Origin of the sequence: Zhongshania aquimaris (assembly GCF_019312595.1) — a bacterium.
Taxonomy (GTDB): domain Bacteria; phylum Pseudomonadota; class Gammaproteobacteria; order Pseudomonadales; family Spongiibacteraceae; genus Spongiibacter; species Spongiibacter aquimaris.
On record NZ_JAHWDQ010000002.1, the window covers coordinates 531,865 to 557,761 of the forward strand.

A 25,897-nucleotide genomic window follows, 5' to 3' on the forward strand; every position below is an offset into this window, starting at 1 on the left:
AATATTATAGTTAGAAGGTGTACTCTAGATTTTAGAGATTATCAGCAAGTTCTAATAAGTTCTGCTTACTTAAAGCTCGCATTTAGGTCGCATTAATTTTCGTTAGAATGGTAGCTGGCGAAATATGCTTTGGGAATGCTTTTTGCTTTTGCGTGACTGAATGACTACTTCTCACATTGGGCGGCAAGTTCATCTCTAAACTGGGGCGCGGCAATATTTATCAGAGCCTCTGCGCGCTCTACAGTTGACTTATAGGCAAGGCTCGCTATGCCGTACTCTGTAACGACGTAGTCCACATCTGTGCGTGGGATGCTGACAATTGATTGATCACCTAGTCGTGCTGTGATTCTTGATTGTATGCCTTTGGCCGCGGTTGCGGGCAGTGCGATGATCGACCGTCCATTGCGAGATAGGCGAGCGCCTCGGATAAAATCCAGTGCGCCGCCAGTGCCGCTAATCTGCTTATTATTGACCATTTCGGCGTTAACCTGACCAAACAAATCAACCTCAACGGCGGAGTTAATGGACACGAAGTTTTTTAACGCTGAGATAATGCGTATGTCGTGGGTGTAAGAAACGGGGCGAAATTTTAGCGACTTACAGTTTGCCGCCCACTGGTAAAATGGCTCATCGCCCAGCGCAAATCCGGTGATATGTTCGCCGATATCGATGGCTTTGTTCTCGCCGGTGAAGACACCTAAGTCTATTAAATTAGCTACCGCCTTGGTGATCATTCCGCTGTGTATTCCCAAGCCTCGATGGCTGGATAACATACTTAAAATAGCGTCCGGTATATTGCCGATGCCAAACTGAAGGGTGTCGCCGTTCTCGATCAGGTTGACGACATTGCGAGCTATGCGGTCAGCTTCTGGCGATGCCTTATAATCCGCTGTCGTGGGCAGCGTGTGACACGCTTCCACCGCGTAGTGTATATCGCGGTATGCAATACTCGGGCTGCCGTATGTGCGAGGCATAGCGCTATTTATCTCGGCAATTACGGTGTTGGCACGAGCAAGCAGAGCGGGTACAAAATCTACGGTCGGACCAAGGCTACACTGGCCATTGCGATCAGGCGCGCTGGTTTGAATCAGCACCGTATCAATCGTTGGCAGTGCTTCAATGTAACGAATGATTTCACTGTAGTGGAGAGGAAGGAATTTTGTCTTACCTGACTGCAATGATGAGTTTAGTTCGCCAAATACGAAGAAAGTATTGAAAGTGGCTGTCTCGTGAAAGGCTGTTGGCAGATAGTTATTTACGCCAGGAACCATGACAGAAATAAAGTTAACTCCTTCCCCCGCAGATGGGTTGCTGGCCAAGGCATTTAGCAGAGATGTTGGCTCACCGATACCACCCTGAACAAACACGGTGCTGCCAGGTGCTAGCAACTTGCTCGCTTGTATGGGGCTGATTAATTTGGTCATTTTTTCGCCATCGTTCCTTGATATATGCTCAGAGACTAAAGCCGCCATCAAGGACCAGGGTTTGTCCGGTAACGAAGCGCGCGCGATCCGATCCAAAGAAGACGACTGCGTCTGCGACTTCTGCTGCCGTGCCGAGGCGCTTTAATGAGGAATTTCTGATAGCAGCTTCGACGTACTCTTCGCTGTATTCCGTGCCGCGCATACGCTGGAACAGGCCTGCATCAATTAGACCCAGGGCCACGGTATTGGCGCGAATACCGAATTTACCTTCTTCCCGTGCAATACCTGTTATTAAGGCGTCTATCGCTGCTTTAGGCGCGACCGAAAGGATGTCTCGGTTGGGCCATCGCGATAAGCCGGCAGTACTGATGACAACATAGGAGCCGCCGTGTTCTCGCAAATGCGGGAGTGAGGCGTGGACAATATTAAAGAAGCCGTTGGCATCGTTGTTCATCACTTCGCGCCATTTGCTTGGCGATAATTGATTGATGAACATCATCGGTATATTGGAGCCGGTGGCATTGACGATGGTGTGAATCCGTTTATACTTCTGAATCACCGTTGCAAAAAAATCATTTACCTCTTGTTCGTGTTCGATTGCCAAGGGGTAGCTTGCCACATTGCCGCCAAGCTCTTGCACAGCGCTGCTCACAGCTGCTGCCTTGTCTTTATTATTGCGGTAGGTAAAGACGATGTTTGCGCCTGCTTCTGATAAGCCTTTACAAATTTCGCTGCCGATACCCCCGCTGCCGCCGATCACAACCGCCACACCCTTTGGGAAGTCGGTTCTCGAACGTGCTACTTGTGGTGAGTCACTCATAATAGTTTCCTGTTCAATAATTTCTTTTATGAATTTCAGATGGTGGGCAGCCTAGAGCTTGCGGCCAATGATCTCTTTCATGATTTCGTTAGTGCCGCCGTAAATCATTTGCGGACGAGCATCTATCCACGCTCTGGCAATGGGATATTCAAGTATGTATCCATAGCCGCCGTGTAATTGTAGGCAGGTGTCTATGACGCGATTTTGCAGTTCCGTGCACCACCACTTGGCCATGGCGGATGCCTCTGCATCTAGTTTGTTTGCGACGAGCAATTCAAGGCAGTTATCAATGTAGACGCGACCAATCTGGGTTTCACTTTTACATTCTGCCAATTTGAATTTGGTATTTTGAAAATCGGAAAGTGGTTTATTGAAGACCTGGCGATTTTTTACATAGTCGATGGTATGGCTCAGTGCGGCCTCGGCGCCGGCGATAGCGCGGATGGCGATAATGAGTCTTTCCCATGCGAGTTCTTCCATCATGTACTGAAAGCCTAGGCCAGGCTCACCTAAAATATTAGAAGCTGGCACGCGAACGTTATTAAAGAATAGCTCAGCAGTGTCCTGCGCCTTTTGGCCTATTTTGTTTAAGGTAGATCCTTTGGTGAACCCTTCCCGATTAGCTTCTACGAGAACGAGAGATATGCCCTTAGCACCGGAGTCAGAGTCTGTTTTTACCGCCAGGATGATCAAGTCGGTTAAGTAGCCATTGGTAATGAAGGTTTTAGAGCCGTTGATCACTAGCTCGTCCCCGTCGCGGATGGCTTTTGTTTTTATTTGTTTGAGATCAGATCCGGCCCCCGGCTCGGTCATACCCAATGAGCCAATGACTTCGCCGCGCGCCATTTTTGGCAGCCATTTTGATTTTTGTTCTTCTGTCCCCAGGCGATTTATGTAGCAGGCGACGATCTCCGAGTGCATCGCAAACCCTGGCCCGACGGAATTGGCGTACTGCTGCTCTTCAATAATGATGGCGCTGTATTTGCGGCAAACACCCGATCCGCCGTAGTTTTCTGGAATAGTAGTGCAAAGCATACCGAGCTCGCCTGCTTTACGCCAAACCTCGCGGCTGACATAGCCCTGTGCCATCCAGTCTTCCATATTGGGGACGATCTCGTCCTCCATAAATCGGCGGACAGACTGCCTGAATATTTTCTGTTCGTCACAGAAAATGGTGCGCTCAATCGGCATAGTCAGACTGTTATTCATATCACTCCCGCTATTGTTTTGAATGTATTCACACAGATCATTTCAGCGCGATACTGAGGTTAATGTTGCTAGTGTTAATCGCGAATTCATACTGATTTTGTGGATTGTAAATGCCGTATTAGGAAATTTTTAAACGTAGAAGCTGCTTATCGTTAGTTGAAAATTCTAGAGTCATGGGTGCTCAGGTTTAACTCGCCTTACTATAAGGTCACGCGAGAGGTCGGTATCGATTTCGCTAGAAGGTGTTTTTCACTAAGCGAAAGCGAGTTCAACCTGAAAGTCATTAAGCACTAGAATTTACGCAGTCTTAATTGCAGTGGGGTTCTTATGCCTGTCTATCTTCTTGGTCAATTACAGGTGAAAAACTGGGGCTGGTATAAACAGTATCAAGAGGTTACTGAGGCGCTAGTGAAGAAACACGATGGTCGATATCTCGTAAAGTCTGCACAAGTTGATCAGTTAGAAGGTGGCTCCACTCCGCCTAGCGCAGTTGTAGTGATCGAATTCCCATCAGTAGAACACGCACAGCAGTGGTACCAAGACCCTGATTATCAGCCGATGATTGAGTTGCGAAAAATAAGCGATGTGGACACCGAGCTTTTATTAGTCAGCGGTGTTTCAAGCTAAAATAAATTTTGGGATTGAGAAGTATGTTGCATTTTCAGGATAGTGAACATGTGTCGATGATACGAGACACCATTGCGCGTTTCGTTGAAAAGGAAATGCCAAGAAGCCTCGCCCGACAGTGGGACAAGGATAATTATTTCCCTAGAGATATTCATAACAAGTTGGTCGAACTCGGATTGATGGGATTGACGGTGCCCGAGGCTTACGGCGGTAGCGGAGTTGATATTACTGCAACGGTAATGGTTATAGAGCATCTTTGCGCCAGAAGCCTGGCGGTAGGTGGAGGCTATATACAGTCGGCGTGTTACGCCGGATTAAACCTCGGCGAAGTCGCCAGCGAGGCCCAGAAGAAGGAATTGCTTCCTAAGGTTATTGAGGATGGCTTGATCTTCGCCTACGGGATCAGTGAACCAGACGTGGGGGCCGATGTTTCAAGTGTGAAGACCACGGCCCGTCGCGATGGTGATTATATTGTTGTTAATGGCAACAAGCGGTTTTGCTCCGGCGCGGCGGTGGCCGACTATATCTACACGCTCGTGCGTAGCGGTCCAGCAGAAGATCGTTATAAAAACCTATCTCTTGTTTTAATCCCGCCGGACACTCAGGGCGTTAGTTTGGATTTACAGGGGACGTTAGGCCTTAAGGGTGTTGGCACCTACGACGTATCCTTCGATGAGGTGAGAATTCCAGCATCGGCAATTATCGGTGGTGAAGAGGGTTGGAATAACGGCTGGTCAAAATTGGTGGGGCCGGGCTTGGATATTGAAAAGTTAGAGGTGGCAGCCATGGCATTGGGCATCGCCACCGCCGCTGTCAATGACGCATGGGCTTACTCGCAAGAACGTGTTCAATTTGGCAAGCCAATCTGCAAGATTCAGTCGATTCGCCATATGCTCGCGGAAGTGAAGACCAAATTAGAAGCGTGTCGCTTGATGACCTACCACGCCGCGGGGCTTATTGATCAGAATAAAAACGCCTCAGTAGAAACCTCAATGACGAAGCTCTTTGTCTGCGATACCGCCCGCGATATCACGATAACGTGCCAAGAGCTGATGGGCGCTTATGGCTATGTCAAAGATTTTGATATGGAGCGCTATGTGCGGGACGTTCTTATTATGCCGATTATCGGTGGATCATCTGCGATTCAGAAAAATAATATTGCCAACCGGCTTAATCTGCCCCGCTAACAATCTCGTCATTCCGATTTTATATTTACATTGAATGTCGTGGCGAACGGGCCTGTAGACAAACTATTTTGATAGGAGATGCTTTGTGACAAAAAGGGGAATTGTTTCACTGGGTGGATATATTCCTCGTCAGCGTCTTAGCCGTAAGGCAATTGCCGAGGCCTATAGCTGGCTTAGACCGGGCGGGGTATCGAATGCCAAGGGTAAGCGAGCGATAGCTTCATACGATGAAGACGCATTGACGATGGCGGTAGAGGCAGCTAACAATGCCTTGCGTGATGTACCGCTAGACAAGGTGCGTAAGTTATTTTTCGCGTCTACTTCTATGCCTTTTTCAGACCGCCAAAACGCGGCAGTTATTGCTGAGGCATTGTCGCTTCCCAGGAATTTGTTCTGCGCGGATATTGGTGGAAGTTTGAAGTCCGGCTTAAGTGCATTACGTCAAGCCTTGGAGTCCGGCGAGAACGCAGTCGTTGTCGCCGCAGAAAAACGCGCGGCTAAGCCCGCTAGTGCGCAGGAAATGTCCTTTGGAGACGGCGCTGCCGCTTTCGGGGTTGGCGATAGTGAGCTGCTGGCGGAATACCTTGGCGCGTATTCGGTATCGGTTGATATGACCGACCACTACCGTGAGCGAGATTCGAAATATGGCTATTACTTAGAAGATCGTTGGATTCGCGACGAGGGTTATTTAAAGCTAATTCCCGAATCCATTGCGGGTTTGCTGAAGCAAGCAGGGGTAGCCGGCGGGGCTATAGACCACGTTGTTATGGTCGGCCCGGACTTGTCTGCCAGGAAGAAAATATCATCGCAGTGCGACTTGTCTGTTAATGCACTGGGCGATGACTTATATGATGTTTGCGGTGATACAGGAAGCGCTCATCCCCTCGTTTTATTGGCTTACACCATCGAGAATGCCAGCCCAGGTCAATTAATCTTAGTGTCGGGTTTTGCGCAGGGCTGCGAAAGCATGTTGTTCCGCGTCGCGGACGATGTTGGCCGGTGCAAAAATTATAGCGGCATCACAAATTCCTTGGCGCAAGCAAAGCCATCAGATGACTACGTTCGCTACCTGTCGTTTTCTAATGCGCTTGACCTGGACTGGGGCATTCGCGCCGAGAGAGATAATCGCACTGCCCATTCTGTTTTTTATCGAAAGCGTGACGCCGTAACGAGTTTTATGGGCGGGCACTGTACCTTATGTAATACCAAGCAGTTCCCGCAGTCACGCGTCTGTGTGAATCCCGACTGTCGAGCATTGGACACTCAAGTAGCAGAGCCTTTCAAAGATAAAAAATCTTATGTGAAATCGTTCACCAAAGATTGGCTGGCGCATTGTTACAACCCACCCTTTGTATATGGAAATGTGGAATTTGAAGGTGGCGGTTTTGTCATGATGGAAATTGTTGAAGCGGAAGATCAGGAGCTAGGTGTTGGGACACCGTTAAAGATGACGTTTCGTATTAAGGATCGCGATGCGCAGCGAGCCTACCATCGCTATTTTTGGAAGGCGGCGGTCGTTGCCGAATAGGCATGGTGAACAAACTAATACAGTAGGGTAATTCATGGCGAGTGGAATTAGAGATAAGGTCGTGATCATCGGCATGGGGTGCACGCCCTTTGGTGAGCACTGGGATAAGGGCGCGGATGATCTTATTGTCGACGCGTTTGAAGAAGCGGTGGCAGACGCGAATATAGACAGGGATCAAATAGATGCTGCGTGGTTCGGTCTCTCTCATGACGAGCAAAGTTTAAGTAAATCAGCCATTTCACTTGTGCAGGCCCTGCGGCTGCCAAATATTTCCGCCACCCGTGTTGAGAATCTATGTGCGACGGGGTCTGAAGCCTTGCGCGGTGCAATCTATGCGGTAGCGGCAGGGGGAAGTGATATTGCCTTGGCGTTGGGCGTTGAAAAATTAAAAGATACGGGTTATGGCGGATTGCCAGAGCGAACGAAAGGGACATTTGATGATATGTGGTATCCCAATGTCACCGCGCCGGGGTCTTTTGCACAGCTAGCGATTGCCTATGCTGAGAAGCATGGCATCAGCATGGATCAGCTTAAAGAGGCGATGGCACACGTGTCGTGGAAGAGTCACGAAAATGGCGTGCGCAATCCGAAGGCACATCTTAGAAAAACCTTATCTAAAGAAAGTATCGTTCGCGCGCCGATGATCTCTTATCCACTTGGTCTGTTTGATTGCTGTGGTGTAAGTGATGGCTCTGCTTGCGCGATAGTTACGACGCCGGAGAATGCCGAGCGCATGGGTTTAACAGGAAATTTAGTGAGTGTTAAAGCGTCGCAAATTGCGGTGAGTAATGGCTCGGAAATGTCATTCGGGGCTTGGGACGGCAGTTACACGCAGACGACACGTATCGCCGCACAGCGCGCATACGCTGAAGCCGGTATAGCAAACCCAAGAGAAGAATTAGATTTAATTGAAGTACACGATTGTTTTTCCATTACCGAACTCGTTGTTATGGAAGACTTGGGCTTGTCTGATGAGGGCCGCGCGTGGCGCGATATTCTTGCCGGGCGCTACGACCGGGACGGCGACATTCCCTGTAATGTTGATGGCGGGCTAAAGTGCTTCGGACATCCGATCGGCGCCAGCGGCCTGCGTATGGTTTACGAGCTGTATCAACAAATACAAGGTCGTGCCGGCGAGCGCCAGTTGGTAAATCCAAAGCAAGGTTTAAGTCATAACCTTGGCGGTTTTCCAAATCGCAACGTCTGCAGTATTACGGTAGTAGGGCAATACTGATAGTAAACATTGAGTTGAATGGCTAAGTTTTGGCTAGATAGAGATAGGTGGATAGCAATGCAAGATAAAACATCATTGGCTGGGCGAGTCATCATGATTACCGGTGCCGGGCAGGGTATTGGGCGGGCGCTGGCAGAATACGCAGCGGCAAAGGGGGCGCGTGTCGCCTTGGTCGATATTAATCAGCAACTCTTATCTGAAACTGTCGAGCTGATTGGTGAAGAGCATGCGCGGGCCTATGTAGGCGATATAACCAATGAAAGTTTTGTACAGAGTACGGTAAATAATATCGTCGATGACTTTGGTGACTTACATGGCCTGATTAACAATGCAGGTATTGTTCGTGCGGCGATGGTACACAAAATGACGCTCGCGCAGTGGCAGCAGGTTATTGATGTGAATCTCACTGGTGCCTTTATTTGTTTGCAGGCGGTGGGGAAATACCTAATTCACAAGGCAAACAGTGGCGATCCGAACCCAGGTAGTATTGTAAATGTTTCCTCAGATGCAGGACGGCGTGGGACAGTGGGCCAGATTAACTACGGAGCGGCCAAATCCGGCGTTTTAGGTTTGACGATGTCAGCTGCACGTGAGTGGGGCGTCTACAATATTAATGTTAATAGCGTCTGCTTTGGAATGGTTGAGACGGCCATGACAGAGACAGTTCGGCAGGAAAAGTTTAGAGAAAAATATTTACGACAGATCCCGCTTGGTCGCTTCTCGACACCTGAGGATGTCGCGCCGGCGACGTGTATGCTGCTATCGGATATGGCTAGTTATATTACCGGTCAGCATCTCAGTATTAGTGGGGGATTTCATATCGGCGCCTAGCAGGCGCTTGAAAACTACCTCGCTTGCGTCTGCGGCGTTTTTCAACTGCCTGCTAGTATTTCTAAATTTCTACTCGGTGTGATCGCATCGGGATAAGGACAATTAAGATGATAAAAGACATTAAGTTTAATGATGTGCCGGCGTTGCGGAGCTTAATCTCCGACGAGTTTGGTGAATTTGGCGAGGAATATTTAATTAGCCAAGAGATGATAATGCTATTTGCTGATCTCACAAATGATCATCAGTGGATACACGTCGATGTCGAGCGTGCACGAGCTGAGAGCCCATTCGGCGATACTATCGCGCACGGGTTTTTAACATTGGCATTGGCGACGACCTTGCGGCCGAAGCTGGATTTCAATATTACCGGTTATAGCAATGCCATGAACTACGGAATTGACCAGTTGCGATTTCTCGCACCGGTGATTGTTGGTTCAAGTGTTCATGCTTGTATTCGTTTCGATTCGGTTGAAGAGAAATCCAGCGGTACCTTAATTACTTTAGAAATGGCGATCCACGTTGTTGGTAGCGGCAAACCTTCTATTATATTCAAATGGAAATTGCTTTATCGGCCATAGTCAGTTCTAGTCTGACTACGGCCTAATTTCTGTATTCGTAATTATTTGTTGAGAAATCGACCCAGCGCTTGATGGTGCTGTTCATGGGTGTGACAAAGACTTTGTTGCGCCGCGCAGAAGTCGAGGAAGTCGGGCAGCTCCAGACGTTCACTTACTTGTAGTAATCGCTTCGATATTCGCAGCGCTTCTCGCGGTTTTTTGGCAAATTCCGCAGCCATATTTTTAGCATAGGGAATAAGTTCGGCTGCTGGCACAACCTCCAGAAATAGCCCGATATTCTTTGCTTCATCAGCGCCAACAATACGGCCGGAGAATGTCATTTCGGCGGCTCTCTGTTTGCCGACAACACGCGGAAGAAACCAGGCGCCACCGTCGCCGGGAATAATCCCAAGGTTTACGAACGTTTCGCCCACTTTGGCGTGATCGGATCCGATTCGTATATCGCACATACAGGCAACGTCTAAGCCCGCGCCTATCGCCGCACCATTGACAGCCGCGATGGCGGGAACTTCCAGTTGGTATAGTGCACGAGCCATTTTTTGAATGCCTCGGCGATAGCGGTCTTGTATTTCTATCGGGTTACCTCCGAACATTCCCACTCGATCATACATATCTTTAACATTGCCGCCAGACGAAAAAGCGTTGCCGTTGCCGGTGATGATCAGGGCACCAACTTCATGATGCTCATTGACCCAGTCTACTGTCGCAATAATATCGTCAACTAAGGCCGTGCCGGTTAAGGCGTTGCGCACGTCATCGCGGTTAAAGTACAACGTTGCTATACCGTCTTCCAGCGTAAGTTCTGCGTCACTTAGGTTGAGTGTCTTCTTCATAAGTTTATTACCTGGCGTCACTTCGATTGGTAAGTTCTTTCCAAAGGTTTGTCTGTCCTATTTGTACAAGCTGTTGGCCTAAATAATTAGCCCAGTGGCGATCATTGCCAAACTCGCCGCGCCACGACCAGAGTCGCTGGGTAAAGTGGTGCAGGCGATGTTCTTGGGTAAATCCGATTGCGCCGTGAACTTGATGAGCAATGGAAGTGGATTCACCAATTGCGCGATTAGCGCGTAGTTTCGCGGCAGCGATTTCGAAATCGGCATCACCTTTATCGTAAGCGTGGCAGGCGGAGTTGGCTGCGCAGCTCGCCGCCGCGGCGTGTTCAGCGAGTAGTGCAATTTGATGCTGAATCGCTTGAAACTTACTAAGGGCTCGACCAAATTGTTTGCGTTCCTGCACGTACTGTACGGATAATTGAAGTGCTGCTTCTAATGCGCCGGCGATCTGAGCAGCTTTGAGTAATGCGCCCGCAACAAGAACTTGATTTGAGCTAGAGTCTAGTTTCTTAAGGTCAATGAGAGGCGCATTGACAAAGCTGAGGCTATCGCGGGATTCGTTTGCTTCGTTAAGGTGTTGTGCAGAAGTTGATGCGTGTGAGGTTGCTATCAGCGCGAAGTAGCACTCGCCCTGACTTTTGCAATGGAACAGTGCTGTCGGCGCAGCGACTCCCCAGGGAAGTGCGGGTACATCGCCACTAAAAAGGATTTGATCTGAACTTTTGTCATGTTGAATGCTTGCGGTATGGGCTGTCCCGATAGTGATAGCGGAATCGGGAATCGGCATATTACAGTCTTGAAGTAGCTTTTTCGCGATAATGGTTTCACCGATCGGCATCGGAATAGCGTGAAAGCCTATCTGCTTAAATATCGCGAAGCCGTCCTGCCATCCGCCGCCGAAGCCACCGTTGTCTTCAGACAGTAATAAGTTGCTTATACCTAAGTCTTCGATGGCTCGCCATAGTTGGTCAAACACCGGTTTTTCGTAGGTTTCGGGCATACCGTTGGCCATGAGATCGGAAAACAAGCGATCGACGGAGGTAGTTAAAATATCGGTAAACTCATTCATCTTAAGCCCAACCCCTTACTAATAATGCCGCGCAATATTTCCCGTGTACCGCCTCGCAAAGAAAATGACGGAGAAGCTTTGAGCAAGTAACTCAATACGTCAGCCGTTGATTGGCTGGATGGGCTGTTGTTTTCAGTGTTAAGCGCCGCCTGGATGTTATGCGGTAGCTGCTGTTCAAAACATGCACCCAGATCTTTTACGATGGTCGCTTCCAGTATTGCCGACTTGTCGGTGGCCAATTTTCCCGTCACTGATAACGACATCTGCCGTAAGGTCCAGAGTTCGGCAGCAATGTTTCCAGCGAGATTGAGTTCGAGTTCAGAAGGTTCATCTTGAATTTCGCCAAGGAAATGTTCGTACAGCTGATAGCTGCTTAGGTAGCGCTCGGGTCCGCTTCGCTCCAAAGCGAGCTCAGCATTTACCTGCGCCCAGCCGTCGCCTAATTGACCCAATAACATGTCGTCGCTGACGAATACATTGTCGAGAAATACCTCGCCAAAATGTACTTCGCCGGTGTGATCGGTGATGCCATTTCTGGTGACTCCGGGGGAGTTTAGGTCGATCAGAAATTGGCTTAGACCGGCGTGTCGGTTGTTCTCGTCCTTACCCGTTCGCACTAAGGTAATCATCACGTGCGCGTGCTGAACTATCGTTGTCCAAATCTTCGACCCGTTGATGAGCCAGCCACCGTCGGTGCGCGTAGCGTGGGTGCTTATGGACGCCAAATCAGACCCTGAGTTTGGTTCGCTCATACCGATACAAAAATACAACTCACCTTTGGCGACCGCGGGAATAAAACGCTGACGCGCAGCTTCAGTGCCAAATCGCAGTATTTGCGGCCCGCTTTGGCGATCTGCGATCCAGTGCGCGGCTACCGGAGCGCCCGCCGCGAGTAATTCTTCTACCACGACATATCGCTCCAGGGTACTGCGTTCGTGACCGCCGTATTTTTTGGGCCACGTCATCCCGATCCAGCCTTGCTGCCCCAGCTTTCGGCTAAACTCGCTGTCAAATCCCGTCCAGGTGTGGGCGCGCTGGACTGGCGTGTAATCGACAAGCGCTTCTTTCAGAAAAGCGCGCACCTCAGAACGGAGCTGCCTAACGTGATGGGGCAGCTCAAAGGGTGTGAAATCGTAGTTAGTCATATCGCTTTGTGAGAATCCAATTTAGAGGAATAAGTAGCTAGTCAGCGTACAATTGAGTTGCCAGGCGGAGCGCTTCCCCGCCTATTCTCTGTGAAGGGCGGAGGATCTATTTTCCGATGAATTTAGGTTTCTCTTTGTTCTGAAAAGCTTCCAATGCGATTCGATGATCTTCTAGTAGCTGAGTAATATTTTCAAAACTCGCGGCGCGGTCTATGACCGCATTCGCAGTAACTTTTAAACCCGCATTGATAGAGGCTTTGGTCCACTTTATGGCGTGCTTTGCCCCTGAAGCTAGACGCTTAGCCATCTTGTTAACGACTTCATCTAGCTCTTCGGCGGGAACCGCCTGGGTAATTAGACCTATGTCGGCAGCTTCCTGGCCTTTGATGGCATCGCCGGTGAGGAGATAACGCTTTGCTCTAGCGTAGCCGATAAGCTGCGGCCATATAACTGCGCCGCCATCACCAGCAACAAGCCCAATCGAGACGTGCGGATCTGCAAATACTGATTCGGGAGTGGCATATATAAAGTCGCAAAACAGTGCAAGAGAACAGCCTAAACCTATTGCTGGACCATTTACCTTGGCGATGATTGGTTTTTCTAAATCCAGTAAAGCGTGTTGAATCTTGCGGTCTTTGCGAATCGCTTCACTAGTGCTGATTGGGTCGCCATGCATCTCTAGTAACATGTCTAGATCACCGCCGGCACAGAATGCGTTATTTGAACCGGTTAGTATGATGATATCAACGTCGTCGTCATTGTCGACTTCGTGAAATATTTTGAAGAACTCACCGTGAAGTTGGGCGTTGAGCGCATTTTTAACCTCGGGCCGATTTATAGTGATTGTTAGTATGTGATCTTCTTTTGTGATTTTTAGCGCTTCGTAGTGATCGTAATTCATACTGCTCTCCAAATGATTCAGGAATTCTGTGATTATGAGTTTTCTTCGATATTGGTGTTAATTTCGAAGTGCTTACTCATTAGTTCTTTGAGTAAAAACTTCTTAACTTTGCCAGAGTGAGTTGCGGGGAAATTGTCGATAAAGGCGATATATTTTGGTACTTTCCAGCGCGATACGCGTTCACTGCACCAGGCGCGAATTTCAGCAGGGCTTGCATGGTTCTCATTGTTGGTTCGCAGCACAGCGCAGGCTTCTTCTCCGTATTTTTCATCGGCTAGGCCAATAACGGCTGCGTCTATAACATCGGGATGTTCTAGTAGGTAATTCTCTATCTCGGCGGGGGAAAGGTTTTCGCCGCCGCGAATGATCATTTCCTTCGATCGACCGACGATACTGATATATCCCGATGAGGTCATCTTGGCTAGATCACCAGATTTAAACCAATCGCCCCCATCAAATGCATTGTCGTTGTCAGTCTTTTCACGATAGCCCAGCATTCTGCCCGGACCTTTATAGCAAAGTTCACCCGCTACGTTGTGGGCCACTATTTCACCACTGGCGTCGGTGATTTTGACGCTGACCCCGCTTAATGGCTGGCCGCTACTTTCCGATTTTGTTTTGGTGTTGTCGCTTACTACCGTTGATGTGGTGACCCCGCAGGTTTCAGTTTGGCCGTAGCAGTTCAGCACTTCGACGCCAAAGTTTTCTTCGCAGCGCTTTATTAAGTAGGCTGGGACTTGTGCGCCTCCCAGGACAATACGTTTCAACGCTGAGAAATCACGTTGGGCAAAAGAGGGGCTTTCTAGCATGGCGGTAATCATTGTGGGGACGCCAATAAACCCGGTGCACTTTTCTTGTTCCAGTATGTCGAGTGTTTGTTCTGACTTAAAAATATAGAGTGGTAAGGTCGTCGCGCCATTGAGCGCGGCCCCAGGTATAGAGTTGCCCGATCCGCCAACATGGAATAATGGAAAGCCGTGACACACCCGACTATCTTCTGTGAACCCCCAGCGGAGGTAGGAATTCTTTGCGGTTGTGGTAATTGCGCTATGCGTGAGCTGAGCGGCTTTGGGTTTGCCTGTTGTTCCCGATGTGTACTGGATCATCAGAATGTCGTCAGGGGCCACAGATGCCAAGTGGGATAGGGCTGGCTCTTTGGCGAGTAGCTCTTGTACGCCCGATGAAAACGAGTACACACCCCTGAGCGTCGGAACCTGGTCTTTGACCGCGTGGATAATATCTATGAGTTGGTTGTCTCCCACCGTGTCTGCGTGGAAGATTGCCACTACATCGCTTGCGTTTAAGGCATAGGCTAGTTCAGCTCTTTTATACAGCGGATTGAGCGCAACAATAATAAGACCCGCTTTGGCGAGCGCGTATTCTAGTAGTATCCATTCGGGGTGGTTAGGCCCCCATATTGCGATTTTGTCGCCTGGCTCAAAGCCTTGTGAAAGAATATTTGCAGCTAAGCGATCTGCTAAATTATTGAGCTCAAGGTAGGTCCATCTTGTTTCAATGATATTAGGTTGACAGTTGTAGACGACGGCTTCTCTATCGGGCCACAGCGTTGCGCCTTCAGTCAATGCATCGCCAAGTGTTTGCGATAGAACCTCAGCAGGTGGGGAATCTGCGAGCCAAATAGAGTAGTTTGAATCAGGTTTCATGATTAAGCACGATTTCTTATGATGAATTGGTCGATAGCCAATAATTACACGGTGTGTAATGGAATAATTTTTCCTGAATAAGAATCGTATGATTTACTCAATTCACATTAAACTCGCATTTAAAATCCGAGTTTTTGAATCGTTAGAAATAGCCGGGGGATAGCCACCTATAAAAAAATAGGTGCTATTTTATTGAATTGAAAGTATTGAAAGACGCCATCTGTTTCAAGATCTTCTCTTGTTGAGAAATTTACTAACAATGGATTGTGTTTCTGCGGAGCGCAGACGAGTTGAAAACTCCAAAGCCTCTTCATCAATAGCAGCCAGAGTCTGTTGTTGGAGCCTCTTAGTCATGAGTCGTTTTGTTGCCAGTAAGGCAGCGGTGGGTTTTGATGCGAGAATTTGGGCATTGTGATATGCGTATGATAGAAGCTCGTCTGCCGGCAACGCCTTATTCACAATACCAAGGGAAACGGCTTGGTTGCTGTCGAATTGATCACCAATCATGAGAAGTTCTACGGCTTTAGCGCGGCCTAATCTTTCCGGTAGGATCATGGTTGATGCGAACTCAGGCACAAGCCCGAGTGTCAGAAAAGGCATTTTGAAGGAGCAGGAGTCTGAGGCGTAGATTAAATCGCAGTGCAAAAGTAATGTGACGCCTATGCCAATTGCGTGACCGTTTACCGCTGCAATAATAGGTTTTTTAAAACTGGCTAGGGTGTTCATGAAGTGAAAAGAAGATTTTTCGTTGTACGGCATTTCTGCAGAGTTTTGGAATGCTCCGATGTCGTTTCCTGCGGTGAAGTAGTCACCTGATGCGGTTAGGATTACGACCTTGATACCCCTGTTTTCTTCAGCATCATTTAATAGTTGAATCAAGCTATCGTACATTGCGTAGCTAAGCGCATTTTTCTTCTGTACTCTGTTTAATGTGATGGTTAAGATGTTTTCCGAGAGCGATGTCAGTATCTCGTTGGGGGGTTCGCTGGCTTCATGAGTCATGGTTTTGGATTCGCACGCTAATATTACGATTTTACTGCGCTAAGACCTTTTACTTTGTAATAAAAAATACTACAAAATAAACTCGCTTATTGTGGCGGCTCCACAGTAGCGTCTCCCTATCTTATTTTTATGAAGGTGCTTTGGTCGTATTTTTTTGGGTTGTGTGGACTTGCGGCGACTAAAACGGTGCAAAGGTCTCCTGCTATACCCTACTCACAAATAGTGCAGTGATATGCCGCCGTCTGTAGCGAATGCCTGCCAGGCACTACTGAGCTTGGTGCTACTGGATACAGGCATCGCTGTACTCGGTCGGGTCACCCAGCATGCCCCTGGGCGACGGTGGCTGCTCGCCCTGGATATCCTGAACATTGTATTCCAGAGCCAGTTCGGCGGCATAGTAGACCTTGCCACTGCGTTTCAGCCTTTCGGGATCTCCCCAGAGTGCATCGATAACCCGGCCGGGAAATTCCGGCGATTCGGCCACCGCGACAATTTCCGAGTAGAGTTCGGGGTGTTCAGTAAAGACCTTGAGACTGCGCTCGGTCTTCAGAAGCCCCATCCACAACGACAGCGCGGTCACCCCAAAGGGACGGAAATCTACCGCCATATCGTGAGCCATTTTATCGACGGCGGCTTTCCCTGCACCGTAGGCCGGACCGTGCATATAGCAGCGACCGCCAGCAGAAGAGGTATTCACAATTAGGCCGGCGGCGCTTTTCAACAACAACGGCGCGCCAAAATAGCTGGAAACATAGCTGGAGCGCGCGCCGACATCCAGAATATCTTGCAAGGCTAACGGCTTCTCCCAAAATGGACCTGGCAGGATCAACCCGTGCGGCACAAGCAAGGCATTGTTGACTAGAATGTCCAGCCGCCCCTGCTCTTTTTCGATGACAGCAAATAGGGATCCCACTTCCTGATCCTGGCGATGATCGCAGGCTATCGCACGCGCAGTAGCCCCTCGTGATTCGATCTCGGCAGCGGTGCTCGCGAGACTGCCCGGCAGTTCAGCATCACCCTCCTGCAAAGTACGGCCAGTGATGTAGATAACACTGCCGGGCTTCGATAGTGCCAGCGCAATTCCTTTTCCGGCCCCCCGGCTAGCGCCGGTAACGAGAATAACCCGCTCTGCTGTCATCATGGCGCTCCGTGTTTCTTTCCGTGGGTACCTAGGTACTTGAATAATGTAATCTTCGGATCTTTGGTCATCGTCCTATCCACGTTTTGTAGCGACGTTACTCGGTAAGATATTTCAATACCATAGAGGATAGTTCATCGATAAATTCGTCTTCGGAAATGTCGGAAGGTTGCTTTTCCAAATATCGGATGCAATTACTGGTTATTGTGTTTTCTACAATAAACAGTGCAGTGTTCAGATCTTTTACCGTTAATTCAATCTGGTGTTGCTTAAGATAGGCAAGATTGGTGACAAAGGTGAAATTCTCTGTGGTTAATTTTGCGTAGGTGTCTTTAAGCCGTGGTACTTGGTAGCGAATACGAAATAGCACGAATTCATTTTCTTTGTAAATGGATAGCAGTAGCCGAGTCATAGTCGGAATCATGACTTGGATGGGTTCGGTCATTAATTCCATTAATTTGTCTCGCAGTTCATCTGCGGCTTTTGATACCACGCTTTCGATAAGGGCGTAAATGATGGTCTCTTTGTTAGAAAAATATTGGTAGAGGGTTCCAATACTTACGCCAGCAACATCTGCAATGTGATTGGTCGTAAGATGAGCATAACCCTCTTTTTCCAGTATTTTTTTTGTTGCATCCATTATGGAGTCAACAGTCATTTGAGCCCTTTCCTGGCTGGGTAGCTTGCGAGCAGCAAAATCCTTAGATGACTCTTCTGATTTTTTCATAGGGTACTTTGCTCTTGGTTAACAATGGTGCTGATATTTTATTTATACTGAATCTTACTACAATAAAGCGTAATACCAAATGGTGATTGCTGCGCCGAGCTCTGGAGCCCAGCAATTAGAGGCTTTTCGGTCATCCTTGTTTAGTATAAGAATTGCTGCGGAGAGTTTTGTGTATCACAGCAGGTGTTTGTGCAGAAGTGCTCTGCTAGTGCTTATTTATTAGACTATGGGCCTTGTCTATCGTAAAGCTAGCTCGCTAGCGTCCATGCTGATTTACAGATAATCGCTTTGCATAGATATCTCCGCTATCTGTCTACTGCAGTCGAGGTGTTGTTGGAGTGCGCCGGTCAGTAACTTATCTCGGGTAATGCTGTGCGATATCGTTAGTAAATAACATAATTTTCAAATAGTTATGATCTTAGCTTAGCGCTTCTGGGAAATTAAATTCATGTCCCCAAAAGCTTTGTAAGCGGCTGCTTGTTGGCACAAAATTGTCCCAGTCCACTTGCCAGCCATCGCAGCCAAACTCAATTTCGAAGCCTGATGGGCTGCGCATATAGAAGGACACCATGCGGTCGTTGGTGTGCCTGCCCAATGACGCGGTGACATGGATGTTATTTGCCTTGCAGCGGTCTAGGGCATAACCGACATCGTCGAGACTTTTCACTTCTAGCATCATGTGTATTAAGCCTGCGGGATGACCGATTTCAAACAGGGCCAGACTATGGTGGCGCGGGTTATCGCAGTGAAGAAAGTGTAGGCCTTTGGTAGGCGCTGATGGCGCCAGCTCCACGTCCATATAGTCGGTCTCATGAAAGCCTAGTATTTCGGTGTAGAACTGGTGGCATTTCGCGAGGCTTGGCGTGGGCAGCACCACGTGCCCCATGCCCATATTTCCAGTTACAAAGCCAGAGACGCCCTGCGGAGAATTGAACAGGTCATAGTCATTTATGCGCCCGTGGTAGAGCTCTAGTTGATTGCCATCTGGGTCTAGGGTCCGAGCGAGTTCCTTTACGCAGCGACTGTCGGCGAGGTCTTTTCCGCAGCGCTCAACTTGGTGACCTGCTACTTCGAGATCGGCAATTACGCTGTTGTAGTGTGCCTTGTCTTTTAATTCCCACCCAGAGAATAGAAAGCGATCTGTATTTCCTGGGGTAATGACCATTCGAAAGGCGCGATCATCGATTTGTAAGTACAGCTTATCCTCGCCTAGTTTGGTGTTTACCATCACGCCGAGCACCTCGGTCGCAAAATGGCGCCACTCGTCTAAGTTTGTACTTTCGATTCCGATATAGCCGAGACTGGATACTGTCATATTGATCATCTTATTGGTTGACGTTGCCGCTGAGTTCGCTAGCCACGTGCTGTTTGTTGGGTGTAAATCGCTGCTTTGGCGAAGTGCTATAGGGATCACAACTTAGGATTAAAGCCCTTCATTTTAAACTCGCATTTTGGGTTTGAGATGATTTTGAAAGTTTACAGCTGTGATTAAAGAGCGTGCGAAAAAATTGGGAGAAAGGTACAGAAACTGGAGGCTTGAAGATCAATGAAATCAGTAAAATGAGTAATAAACGAGTGTGAATTGAGGCTTGTCATGAATAGTGTGGAAGCAGAATTTTACGTTGTTCTTTCGGCTTTTAGACAGTAGCCGATTAGTGGCAGTAATAGCGCTATAACAAAGATAAGATACTGGAGCTTCAATGAAAAAGACGACGGGTATTGAGCGACGAAAATTTATTAAAGGTGTTGCCGGTGGTGCCTTGCTGGCGACCGCTCAGGTAGCCAGCAGTGCGCGGGCAGACGACAAGCCTGTTGCCAGCGACTGGGATCGCGAAGTCGATGTGGTGGTGATTGGTTCTGGGACCGGTTTATGTGCAGCACTGGTTTGTGCCAAGGCGGGGAATGATGTGATTGTCTTGGAGAAAAACAGCGGCCCGGGTGGCAATACACTGGTTTCTGGTGGTGTGTTGTGGATCCCTAATAATCACGTGATGGCAAAGAATGGTTTAGCAGACAGCCGAAATCAGGCGATGGCCTACCTGCGTAAGCTAGCGCAGGGCCAGTCGGATGAGACGTTGATGGAGGCCTTTTTGGATAATGGGCCTGAAGCCGTTCAATTTATAGAGTTCAATACTGATATTACATGGCGGGCGACCCAAATACCGGGAATAGACCGAGTGTCTGATTATCATCCGGAATGGCATGGGAGCGTGCCGTACGGCCGCTCAATTGAGCCTGAGACAGACATTATCGGGCATATGGCCGGAGGCTATCTGGTGTCATCGCTGCTGGTGTCGGCTCAGAAGGCGGGTGTTGAATTACTCACCGAGGCGCCCGCCACCGAGTTGGTGACTCGAACGTTCGCGGACGGTAGCAAGAAAGTTATAGGTGTTATCGCGGAGTATCAGGGCCAATTACTGCGTATCCGAGTGCGCAATGGGGTGCTAATCGCGAGTGGCGGATTTGAACGTAATAGTACGATGAAGACGCATTTCTTGCGTGGTCCTTCGCCCTATACCTTGGGAACCGAAACAAATACCGGTGACGGCATACGTATGGGGATGGCGATAGGCGCGGACTTGCGCAATATGAATGAGCTGTGGGGCATTACTGTTTATAAGGGCGACGCAGAAATTAATGGCGCTAAACGAGGTGGTATTTCGTTGATGGCCCAGTTTGATCGATCTACTCCCGGCATGATTTGCGTGAATCGATATGGTGAACGTTTTTGTAATGAGTCTGCGGATTATGACTCTACTTGGCGAAGCTATCACACATGGGAAAATTGGGGAGACCTGAGATATAGAAACTTACCGGCATTTCACATCTTTGACCACACCAGCCGTGAGCGTTTCGGAATTTTTGGTCGGAGCAAAGATCAGTCATTACCTGATTGGATTGCTAAAGCGGATACGCTGTCAGGCTTAGCGAAAAAGTTGGGTATTGATGAGGCCGGCCTAAATGCGACGGTAGCGCGTTTTAACATGGGGGCTCGCGAAGGTCGGGATCCGGATTTTCATCGGGGAGAGAGTGCGTGGGATGTGCACGGCACGGGTGATTCCTCGTTAGTCCTAGCCCCGCTGGAGCAAGGTCCATTTTACGGCGCGGAGGTTTCTCCAGCAGACCTGGGAACCTGTGGCGGCCTCCGTGTTAATTCTCAAGCGCAAGTGATTGATGTTTTTGAGCGCCCTATTGAAGGGCTGTATTGCGCTGGAAATGCGTCCGGTGTTGGCTCTCCAGGGGCTAGCTATGGGGGCGGTGGTGGAACGATAGGTCCCGCAATGACGTTTTCCTATATAGCAGGTAAAGCACTTTCAGCTTTGAGTTAGAAAATTAATAGACGGCTTGCGGCGAATCATATTTGTACGGAAGTGAGCTAGCAGCTCACTTTACAGATGTCACAATATTTGACTCACCTAACACTCTGTATCAGCGATGTGTTTTGCAGCGAGGTAGCCAAAGGTCATTGCCGGACCAAGGGTCGAACCAGGGCCTGGGTATGTGGTGAGTATACCCATTGCACAGTTACCCGTGGCATATAGTCCGGGTATGGGATCGCCGCTGGTGGTAAGTACCCGTGCTTGTTCATCAATTACCATTCCGCCCATGGTGCCAAAGTCACCGGCATCAAGCTTCATTGCGTAGAACGGTGGCTTAGCGAGCGGCGCCAAACAGGGGTTCGGTTCCACTGTTGGGTCAGAGTAATACCGATCATAGGCTGAATCGCCGCGGCCGAAGTCACAGTCTTTACCGGTCTTGGCGTACTCATTCACTTGTATCACGGTTTCCTCAAGGGCTTTCGCATCCACACCGATCGTTCTTGCAAGTGCACTCAGGCTATTTTCTTTCGATAAAAATCCACTTGTAAAATAGGATTTTGGAATTAAAAAATCTGGCCACATCTTGCCGGGAAACAGCGGGCCGACAATATAATTTTTGCGGTGGGTAGAATCAAAAATCATGTGGTAGGGCTCGTTTGAGTCGCCCTTTATGTGTTTACTATGGAGTTCCTTAATAAATGACATATAGTTTTGCGATTCATTGGCAATGCGTTTTCCTGATGAGTCTATTACGTAGTTACCTGGCAGGGATTTCTCAAAGATACTCAGACGCGGGTAGCTTTCGCCTGGTACTGATATGGTATTTGTCCACCATGCACTGTTCATAAGCCGAGTGGCTGCGCCGATACGTTTTGCGGCAAGCAAGCTATCACCCGTATTGCACCTACTGCCGGCGCTCCACTGAGCGTCAGTGGGGCGGGGAAGATTTTCGACACGCAAGTCTTGATTGTGTTCGAATCCTCCCGCGGCAAGGATCACACCCATTTTCGCGCGGATATTCAGCGGTGTGCCATTTCGCTCAGCCCTAACGCCGACAACACGACCATCTTCAAGCAGCAAGTCGAGCAATTTCGTATTGAGATGAAGTGGTATATCTCGTTTTAGTAACGATAACCGTAAGCGTGCAATACCGGCCGCGCCCATAGTCAGCCTGCGAGACTGCTTGCCCTTTATTCGCATGGGAATGTCGAGAATGTATTTGATAAGCTCCCTAGCAACGATTGTTAACCACCCAGGGAGTTGGCCCATTAGCAAGTGCAATTCCTGCTGAGTAAATTGCAAGCGATCAAATACCTTGATCATTGGATTCGGTGCGTTTTGATATTGAAATTGTTCACCGAGATCTGAAGTTCTTATCGGCGCAGGCTCCATTGAGCGGTGGCCAGTTTTGGCGCCCTTGGCGCTAGAAAAATAGTCGGGGTATTCGGCAAGACTTTCATATCTAACATCACTATTCTTATGCAGAAAGTCGATCATTTCTGGGCCGTACTTCAGGTAAGTGCGTAACATCTCATCGCTGGTGTCTTCGCTGGGGATGGTTTCGCGAAGGTAGCTAAATGCTTCATCTAGCGAATCTTCTGCGGCCGCAGCCTTAGCATACCGATTACATGGAACCCACACGCCGCCACCTGACATTGCACTTGTGCCACCGTAGTATTTGTCCTTTTCGATAATCATCACACTTTCGGCGCCGAGAATATGGGAGCTCAGTGCAGCGGTCATACCGCCATTTCCACTTCCGACTACCAGTACGTCAACTTCAATATCTTTCATATCGACCTTCTTCCTGGAACATTGCTTATCATTTGGTGGTCATTACAGCCATTATTTTGATTTTGCTAAGGCGGCGCTGTGACCAGCGCGGCGGCCGGAATAGACGCAATCGGCTAGTGATAGGCCGCTAACATAAGAGTTTGAGCAGATACCGACCGCGCTTCGACCTGCGGCAAACAAGCCGCCTATACTATTGCCGTCGACGTCTAATACCGCGCCTGTCTGTTCATTGACGCTTAGCCCCCCCAGTGTTATCGCAAAGCAGGGAACCCGCCAGTTCTGCAAGGAGATATCGATAGCGTAGAAGGGGCTCTGCTTGATAGCTTGAAGAAAGTCAGTCGCTTTGTGGTATCTGTCTTTTCCAGCAATGGCATCTGAATTGTAATTGTCGATTGTGCGCTGAAGTTGCGAATAGTTAATCCGGCACTTGTCCGCTAAGCCATCCAGTGTTGTCGCTTTTCTTGAGGAAATGCTTAGGAACAATCGCGCTGGCGCCCATTGGAATAGTTGCATCTTGCCTATTCGAGTTTCTGCGCTTGCCTCAGTCATCATTTTCTCGTCGAGGATAAGGTAGGCGCGCTCGCAACCATTTTCTAAAACGCGATCAGCTGCCGTGGCGCCGTAGAGATCTTCGTTACATATCCGCTCACCTTTCTCGTTGACGATAATCCCTTTCAGCATAGTATTTGGCGGTGCGAAAAAGCGCCAGGCAGAGACCTTGTTCATGTGCTGTACTCGGCCGCCAGCGCTCACGCCTAAACTGATTCCCATGCCTATACAATCCTCCCCCAGTGGGCGCGCAGGTGTATAAGAAGGAGCGAGCGTCTTAACTAAATGACGATTATAAATATATCCACCTGCGCTTAAGATAACGCCCTGATTTACTCTTAGAAATTTAGTTTTTCCGCGGCGGCGCAGTCGGTGAACCAGTTTTCGAATTAGTGTTCCTGTTTTAGGTTCAAGCACGGCAAATTTATTCGCCAGCCGGTTCACTGCCTTTATTGTGGCCTGGGTAATTTTATTGTCCGGAGCTTGTAAGTACTCGACTCCCACCACGCGATCTTGTTGATCTAGAATTAGTCGGGTAGCTTCGCAGTGCGGTTTTATCTCAATATTATCGTGCTGCTGAGCAGATTGATTTAGAGACTCGAAGAGTACACGACCGGTGAACCCTTTGCCTTTCACGCGGTGGCCGCGACGGGCGGGTGTGGCGATATCTCGGTAGGGTGATGCGAGTTCGTTGCCGGAATAGTAAAGAAAATAGTTTTCTGGGGGATATGATGTCTTTTCGTTATAGGGCGTACTGTCAAAAGTGACACCGTGCTTTTCCAGCCATGCTAGATTTGGATTGCTCTGTTCGCAAAAATGGCGAAGGGTCTCCTCGGACACGGCACCCAGGGTTTCCTGGCGCAAATAGTTCATCATATTCTCAGCGCTGTCTTCGACGCCTGCTTGACTCTGGTAGGTGGTGCCGCCGCCAGCGTAGATGATACCGCCACTCAGCGCGCTTGCGCCGCCGCCATTGAGGCGGTCGAGCACCGTCACCTTAACTCCCAGAGAACTGGCTTCAAGTGCTGCACATGCACCGGCGGCGCCGTACCCTATTACTGCGACATCAGTGGTATTGTCCCAAATAATATCGTTGCAGTGCTGAACTCGGTATGAGGTGCTAACCTGGGATTTCAGGGTATCTAGTATATTTTTGTTATTGATACTCATGCTGCCGGAGCCCTTCCGAAGTAACTTATTTATAAAGTCATAACTAACGATTATTTTGCTGGTACTTGCTCGCTATTCGCGGGTTTTTCTTGCATTTCTGCTTATTTCACTAGGCGTTCGCTTTGGCCATCTCCATTGCAACGTCTTCGATCAGGTCTTCCTGGCCGCCAATGGCTTTGCGTTTTGCCATTTCCAAAAGGATGTTTTGAGACGGCACACCGTATTTTTTGCTGGCGCGCTTGGCGAAGAGTAGGAATGACGAGTAAACCCCCGCATAACCTAGAATGAGTGAGTCTCGATCTACGCGAATTGGATGATCCATCATCGGCGTCACCAGGTCTTCAGCGACGTCCATGAGCTTGAAAAGGTCTACATTCGTGTCAGCACCGAGACGATCAAGCGTCGCGGCGAAAACCTCGAGAGGCGTGTTACCCGCTCCGGCGCCCAAGCCCGCGGCTGATCCATCGATGCGATTGGCGCCGGCTTCCAGTGCCGTCAATGAGTTTGCGACACCCATGCCCATGTTGTGGTGACCGTGAAACCCAAGCTCGGTGCGCGGGTCCAGCTCCTGGCGCAGCAGTTGGATTCTGGCGCTAACGTCGTCGGGCAGCATATAGCCTGCGGAGTCCGTGCAGTAAATACAGTTTGCGCCATACGATTCCATTAGTTTGGCTTGCTCAAGGAGGGCTTGCGGAGAGATCATATGTGCCATCATTAAAAAGCCAACCGTATCGAGCCCCATTTTTCGAGACAGCCCAATATGTTGTTCGGAAACGTCTGCCTCAGTGCAATGAGTAGCAACGCGAATGGTGCCAACACCACAGTCTGCCGCCATCCTTAAATGCTCTACTGTACCGATGCCGGGCAGTAGCAAAGCGGAAATCCGCGCGTTTTTCATCTTGGGAACAACGGCATTCAGATACTCCTGGTCGGAGTGCGCAGGGAAGCCGTAGTTGACTGACGCACCGCCGAGCCCATCGCCGTGAGTGACCTCAATAATCGGGATCCCCGCTGCATCCAGACCGCTTGCGATATCTACCATCTGCTCTAGGCTGATTTGATGACGCTTTGGGTGCATGCCGTCCCTCAGGCACATATCGTGAAGGGTGACTTTTCTGCCTTTTAAGTTCATTGCTTAAGCCTGTGT

The 25,897-nt window shown here is 49.1% G+C and carries 22 protein-coding genes; 7 read left to right on the forward strand and 15 right to left on the reverse strand.

Annotation, left to right across the window (positions count from 1 at the left end):
- Positions 1-164 precede the first annotated feature (164 nt).
- The 3 genes from KXJ70_RS11180 to KXJ70_RS11190 are packed head-to-tail and all read right to left on the reverse strand — an operon-like array spanning position 165 to position 3,453.
- Positions 165-1,424 (reverse strand): acetyl-CoA hydrolase/transferase family protein, encoded by a 1,260-nt coding sequence (locus tag KXJ70_RS11180; RefSeq protein WP_219043585.1) that lies wholly within the window; start codon positions 1,422-1,424, stop codon positions 165-167.
- A 28-nt stretch (positions 1,425-1,452) separates the two neighbouring features.
- The gene (locus KXJ70_RS11185; RefSeq protein WP_219043586.1) at positions 1,453-2,244 is read right to left on the reverse strand and encodes an SDR family NAD(P)-dependent oxidoreductase; all 792 of its coding nucleotides are present in this window, start codon (positions 2,242-2,244) and stop codon (positions 1,453-1,455) included.
- A 51-nt stretch (positions 2,245-2,295) separates the two neighbouring features.
- Positions 2,296-3,453, reverse strand: coding sequence for an acyl-CoA dehydrogenase family protein (locus KXJ70_RS11190; RefSeq protein WP_255558407.1), 1,158 nt, complete (start codon positions 3,451-3,453; stop codon positions 2,296-2,298).
- A gap of 327 nt (positions 3,454-3,780) precedes the next feature.
- On the opposite strand from KXJ70_RS11190, the gene KXJ70_RS11195 reads away from it, so the two are divergent.
- The 6 genes from KXJ70_RS11195 to KXJ70_RS19470 all read left to right on the forward strand — a co-directional run bounded on the left by KXJ70_RS11195 (position 3,781) and on the right by KXJ70_RS19470 (position 9,438).
- Positions 3,781-4,080: a DUF1330 domain-containing protein gene (locus KXJ70_RS11195; RefSeq protein ID WP_219043587.1), complete on the forward strand. Its 300-nt coding sequence runs from the start codon at positions 3,781-3,783 to the stop codon at positions 4,078-4,080.
- A gap of 23 nt (positions 4,081-4,103) precedes the next feature.
- On the forward strand, positions 4,104-5,267 hold the full coding sequence (locus tag KXJ70_RS11200) for an acyl-CoA dehydrogenase family protein (RefSeq protein ID WP_219043588.1): 1,164 nt from the start codon (positions 4,104-4,106) through the stop codon (positions 5,265-5,267).
- Positions 5,268-5,352: 85 nt separating this feature from the next.
- A complete protein-coding gene (locus KXJ70_RS11205; protein ID WP_369409775.1) occupies positions 5,353-6,795 on the forward strand; it encodes a 3-oxoacyl-ACP synthase in 1,443 nt (480 codons plus the stop codon).
- 34 nt (positions 6,796-6,829) lie between these two features.
- Positions 6,830-8,029, forward strand: coding sequence for an acetyl-CoA acetyltransferase (locus tag KXJ70_RS11210; RefSeq protein ID WP_219043589.1), 1,200 nt, complete (start codon positions 6,830-6,832; stop codon positions 8,027-8,029).
- Between the two features lie 57 nt (positions 8,030-8,086).
- Entirely contained in the window at positions 8,087-8,860 is a 774-nt protein-coding gene (locus tag KXJ70_RS11215; protein ID WP_219043590.1) for an SDR family NAD(P)-dependent oxidoreductase, read from the forward strand.
- A 107-nt stretch (positions 8,861-8,967) separates the two neighbouring features.
- The gene (locus KXJ70_RS19470; protein ID WP_219043591.1) at positions 8,968-9,438 is read left to right on the forward strand and encodes a MaoC family dehydratase; all 471 of its coding nucleotides are present in this window, start codon (positions 8,968-8,970) and stop codon (positions 9,436-9,438) included.
- A 41-nt stretch (positions 9,439-9,479) separates the two neighbouring features.
- Here the strand turns inward: KXJ70_RS19470 and KXJ70_RS11225 are convergent, their stop codons facing one another.
- The 9 genes from KXJ70_RS11225 to KXJ70_RS11265 all read right to left on the reverse strand — a co-directional run bounded on the left by KXJ70_RS11225 (position 9,480) and on the right by KXJ70_RS11265 (position 19,232).
- Positions 9,480-10,271 (reverse strand): enoyl-CoA hydratase-related protein, encoded by a 792-nt coding sequence (locus KXJ70_RS11225; protein ID WP_219043592.1) that lies wholly within the window; start codon positions 10,269-10,271, stop codon positions 9,480-9,482.
- 7 nt (positions 10,272-10,278) lie between these two features.
- Positions 10,279-11,340 (reverse strand): acyl-CoA dehydrogenase family protein, encoded by a 1,062-nt coding sequence (locus KXJ70_RS11230; protein WP_219043593.1) that lies wholly within the window; start codon positions 11,338-11,340, stop codon positions 10,279-10,281.
- Positions 11,337-12,485, reverse strand: a complete 1,149-nt coding sequence (locus tag KXJ70_RS11235; protein WP_219043594.1) for an acyl-CoA dehydrogenase family protein — start codon at positions 12,483-12,485, stop codon at positions 11,337-11,339. Before KXJ70_RS11235 ends, KXJ70_RS11230 begins: the two co-directional genes overlap by 4 nt.
- Before the next feature lie 106 nt (positions 12,486-12,591).
- Positions 12,592-13,386 (reverse strand): enoyl-CoA hydratase/isomerase family protein, encoded by a 795-nt coding sequence (locus tag KXJ70_RS11240; protein ID WP_219043595.1) that lies wholly within the window; start codon positions 13,384-13,386, stop codon positions 12,592-12,594.
- 32 nt (positions 13,387-13,418) lie between these two features.
- A complete protein-coding gene (locus KXJ70_RS11245; protein ID WP_219043596.1) occupies positions 13,419-15,050 on the reverse strand; it encodes a class I adenylate-forming enzyme family protein in 1,632 nt (543 codons plus the stop codon).
- Between the two features lie 225 nt (positions 15,051-15,275).
- Positions 15,276-16,052: an enoyl-CoA hydratase-related protein gene (locus tag KXJ70_RS11250; RefSeq protein WP_219043597.1), complete on the reverse strand. Its 777-nt coding sequence runs from the start codon at positions 16,050-16,052 to the stop codon at positions 15,276-15,278.
- 280 nt (positions 16,053-16,332) lie between these two features.
- The gene (locus tag KXJ70_RS11255; protein WP_255558408.1) at positions 16,333-17,193 is read right to left on the reverse strand and encodes an SDR family NAD(P)-dependent oxidoreductase; all 861 of its coding nucleotides are present in this window, start codon (positions 17,191-17,193) and stop codon (positions 16,333-16,335) included.
- 94 nt (positions 17,194-17,287) lie between these two features.
- A complete protein-coding gene (locus KXJ70_RS11260; protein ID WP_219043598.1) occupies positions 17,288-17,917 on the reverse strand; it encodes a TetR/AcrR family transcriptional regulator in 630 nt (209 codons plus the stop codon).
- 418 nt (positions 17,918-18,335) lie between these two features.
- Positions 18,336-19,232 carry a VOC family protein gene (locus KXJ70_RS11265; RefSeq protein ID WP_219043599.1) on the reverse strand — a complete coding sequence of 299 codons (897 nt, stop codon included), beginning with the start codon at positions 19,230-19,232 and terminating at the stop codon, positions 18,336-18,338.
- Between the two features lie 385 nt (positions 19,233-19,617).
- Here KXJ70_RS11265 and KXJ70_RS11270 point away from each other — a divergent pair, with 385 nt between their 5' ends.
- Positions 19,618-21,246: an FAD-dependent oxidoreductase gene (locus KXJ70_RS11270; RefSeq protein WP_219043600.1), complete on the forward strand. Its 1,629-nt coding sequence runs from the start codon at positions 19,618-19,620 to the stop codon at positions 21,244-21,246.
- Between the two features lie 87 nt (positions 21,247-21,333).
- On the opposite strand, the gene KXJ70_RS11275 is transcribed toward KXJ70_RS11270, so the two are convergent.
- From KXJ70_RS11275 to dmpG, 3 genes are all read right to left on the reverse strand, one after another.
- Positions 21,334-23,031, reverse strand: coding sequence for an FAD-binding protein (locus tag KXJ70_RS11275; RefSeq protein WP_219043601.1), 1,698 nt, complete (start codon positions 23,029-23,031; stop codon positions 21,334-21,336).
- 51 nt (positions 23,032-23,082) lie between these two features.
- Entirely contained in the window at positions 23,083-24,750 is a 1,668-nt protein-coding gene (locus KXJ70_RS11280; protein ID WP_219043602.1) for an FAD-binding protein, read from the reverse strand.
- 109 nt (positions 24,751-24,859) lie between these two features.
- Positions 24,860-25,882 (reverse strand): 4-hydroxy-2-oxovalerate aldolase, encoded by a 1,023-nt coding sequence (dmpG, locus tag KXJ70_RS11285; protein WP_219043603.1) that lies wholly within the window; start codon positions 25,880-25,882, stop codon positions 24,860-24,862.
- Positions 25,883-25,897 lie beyond the last annotated feature (15 nt).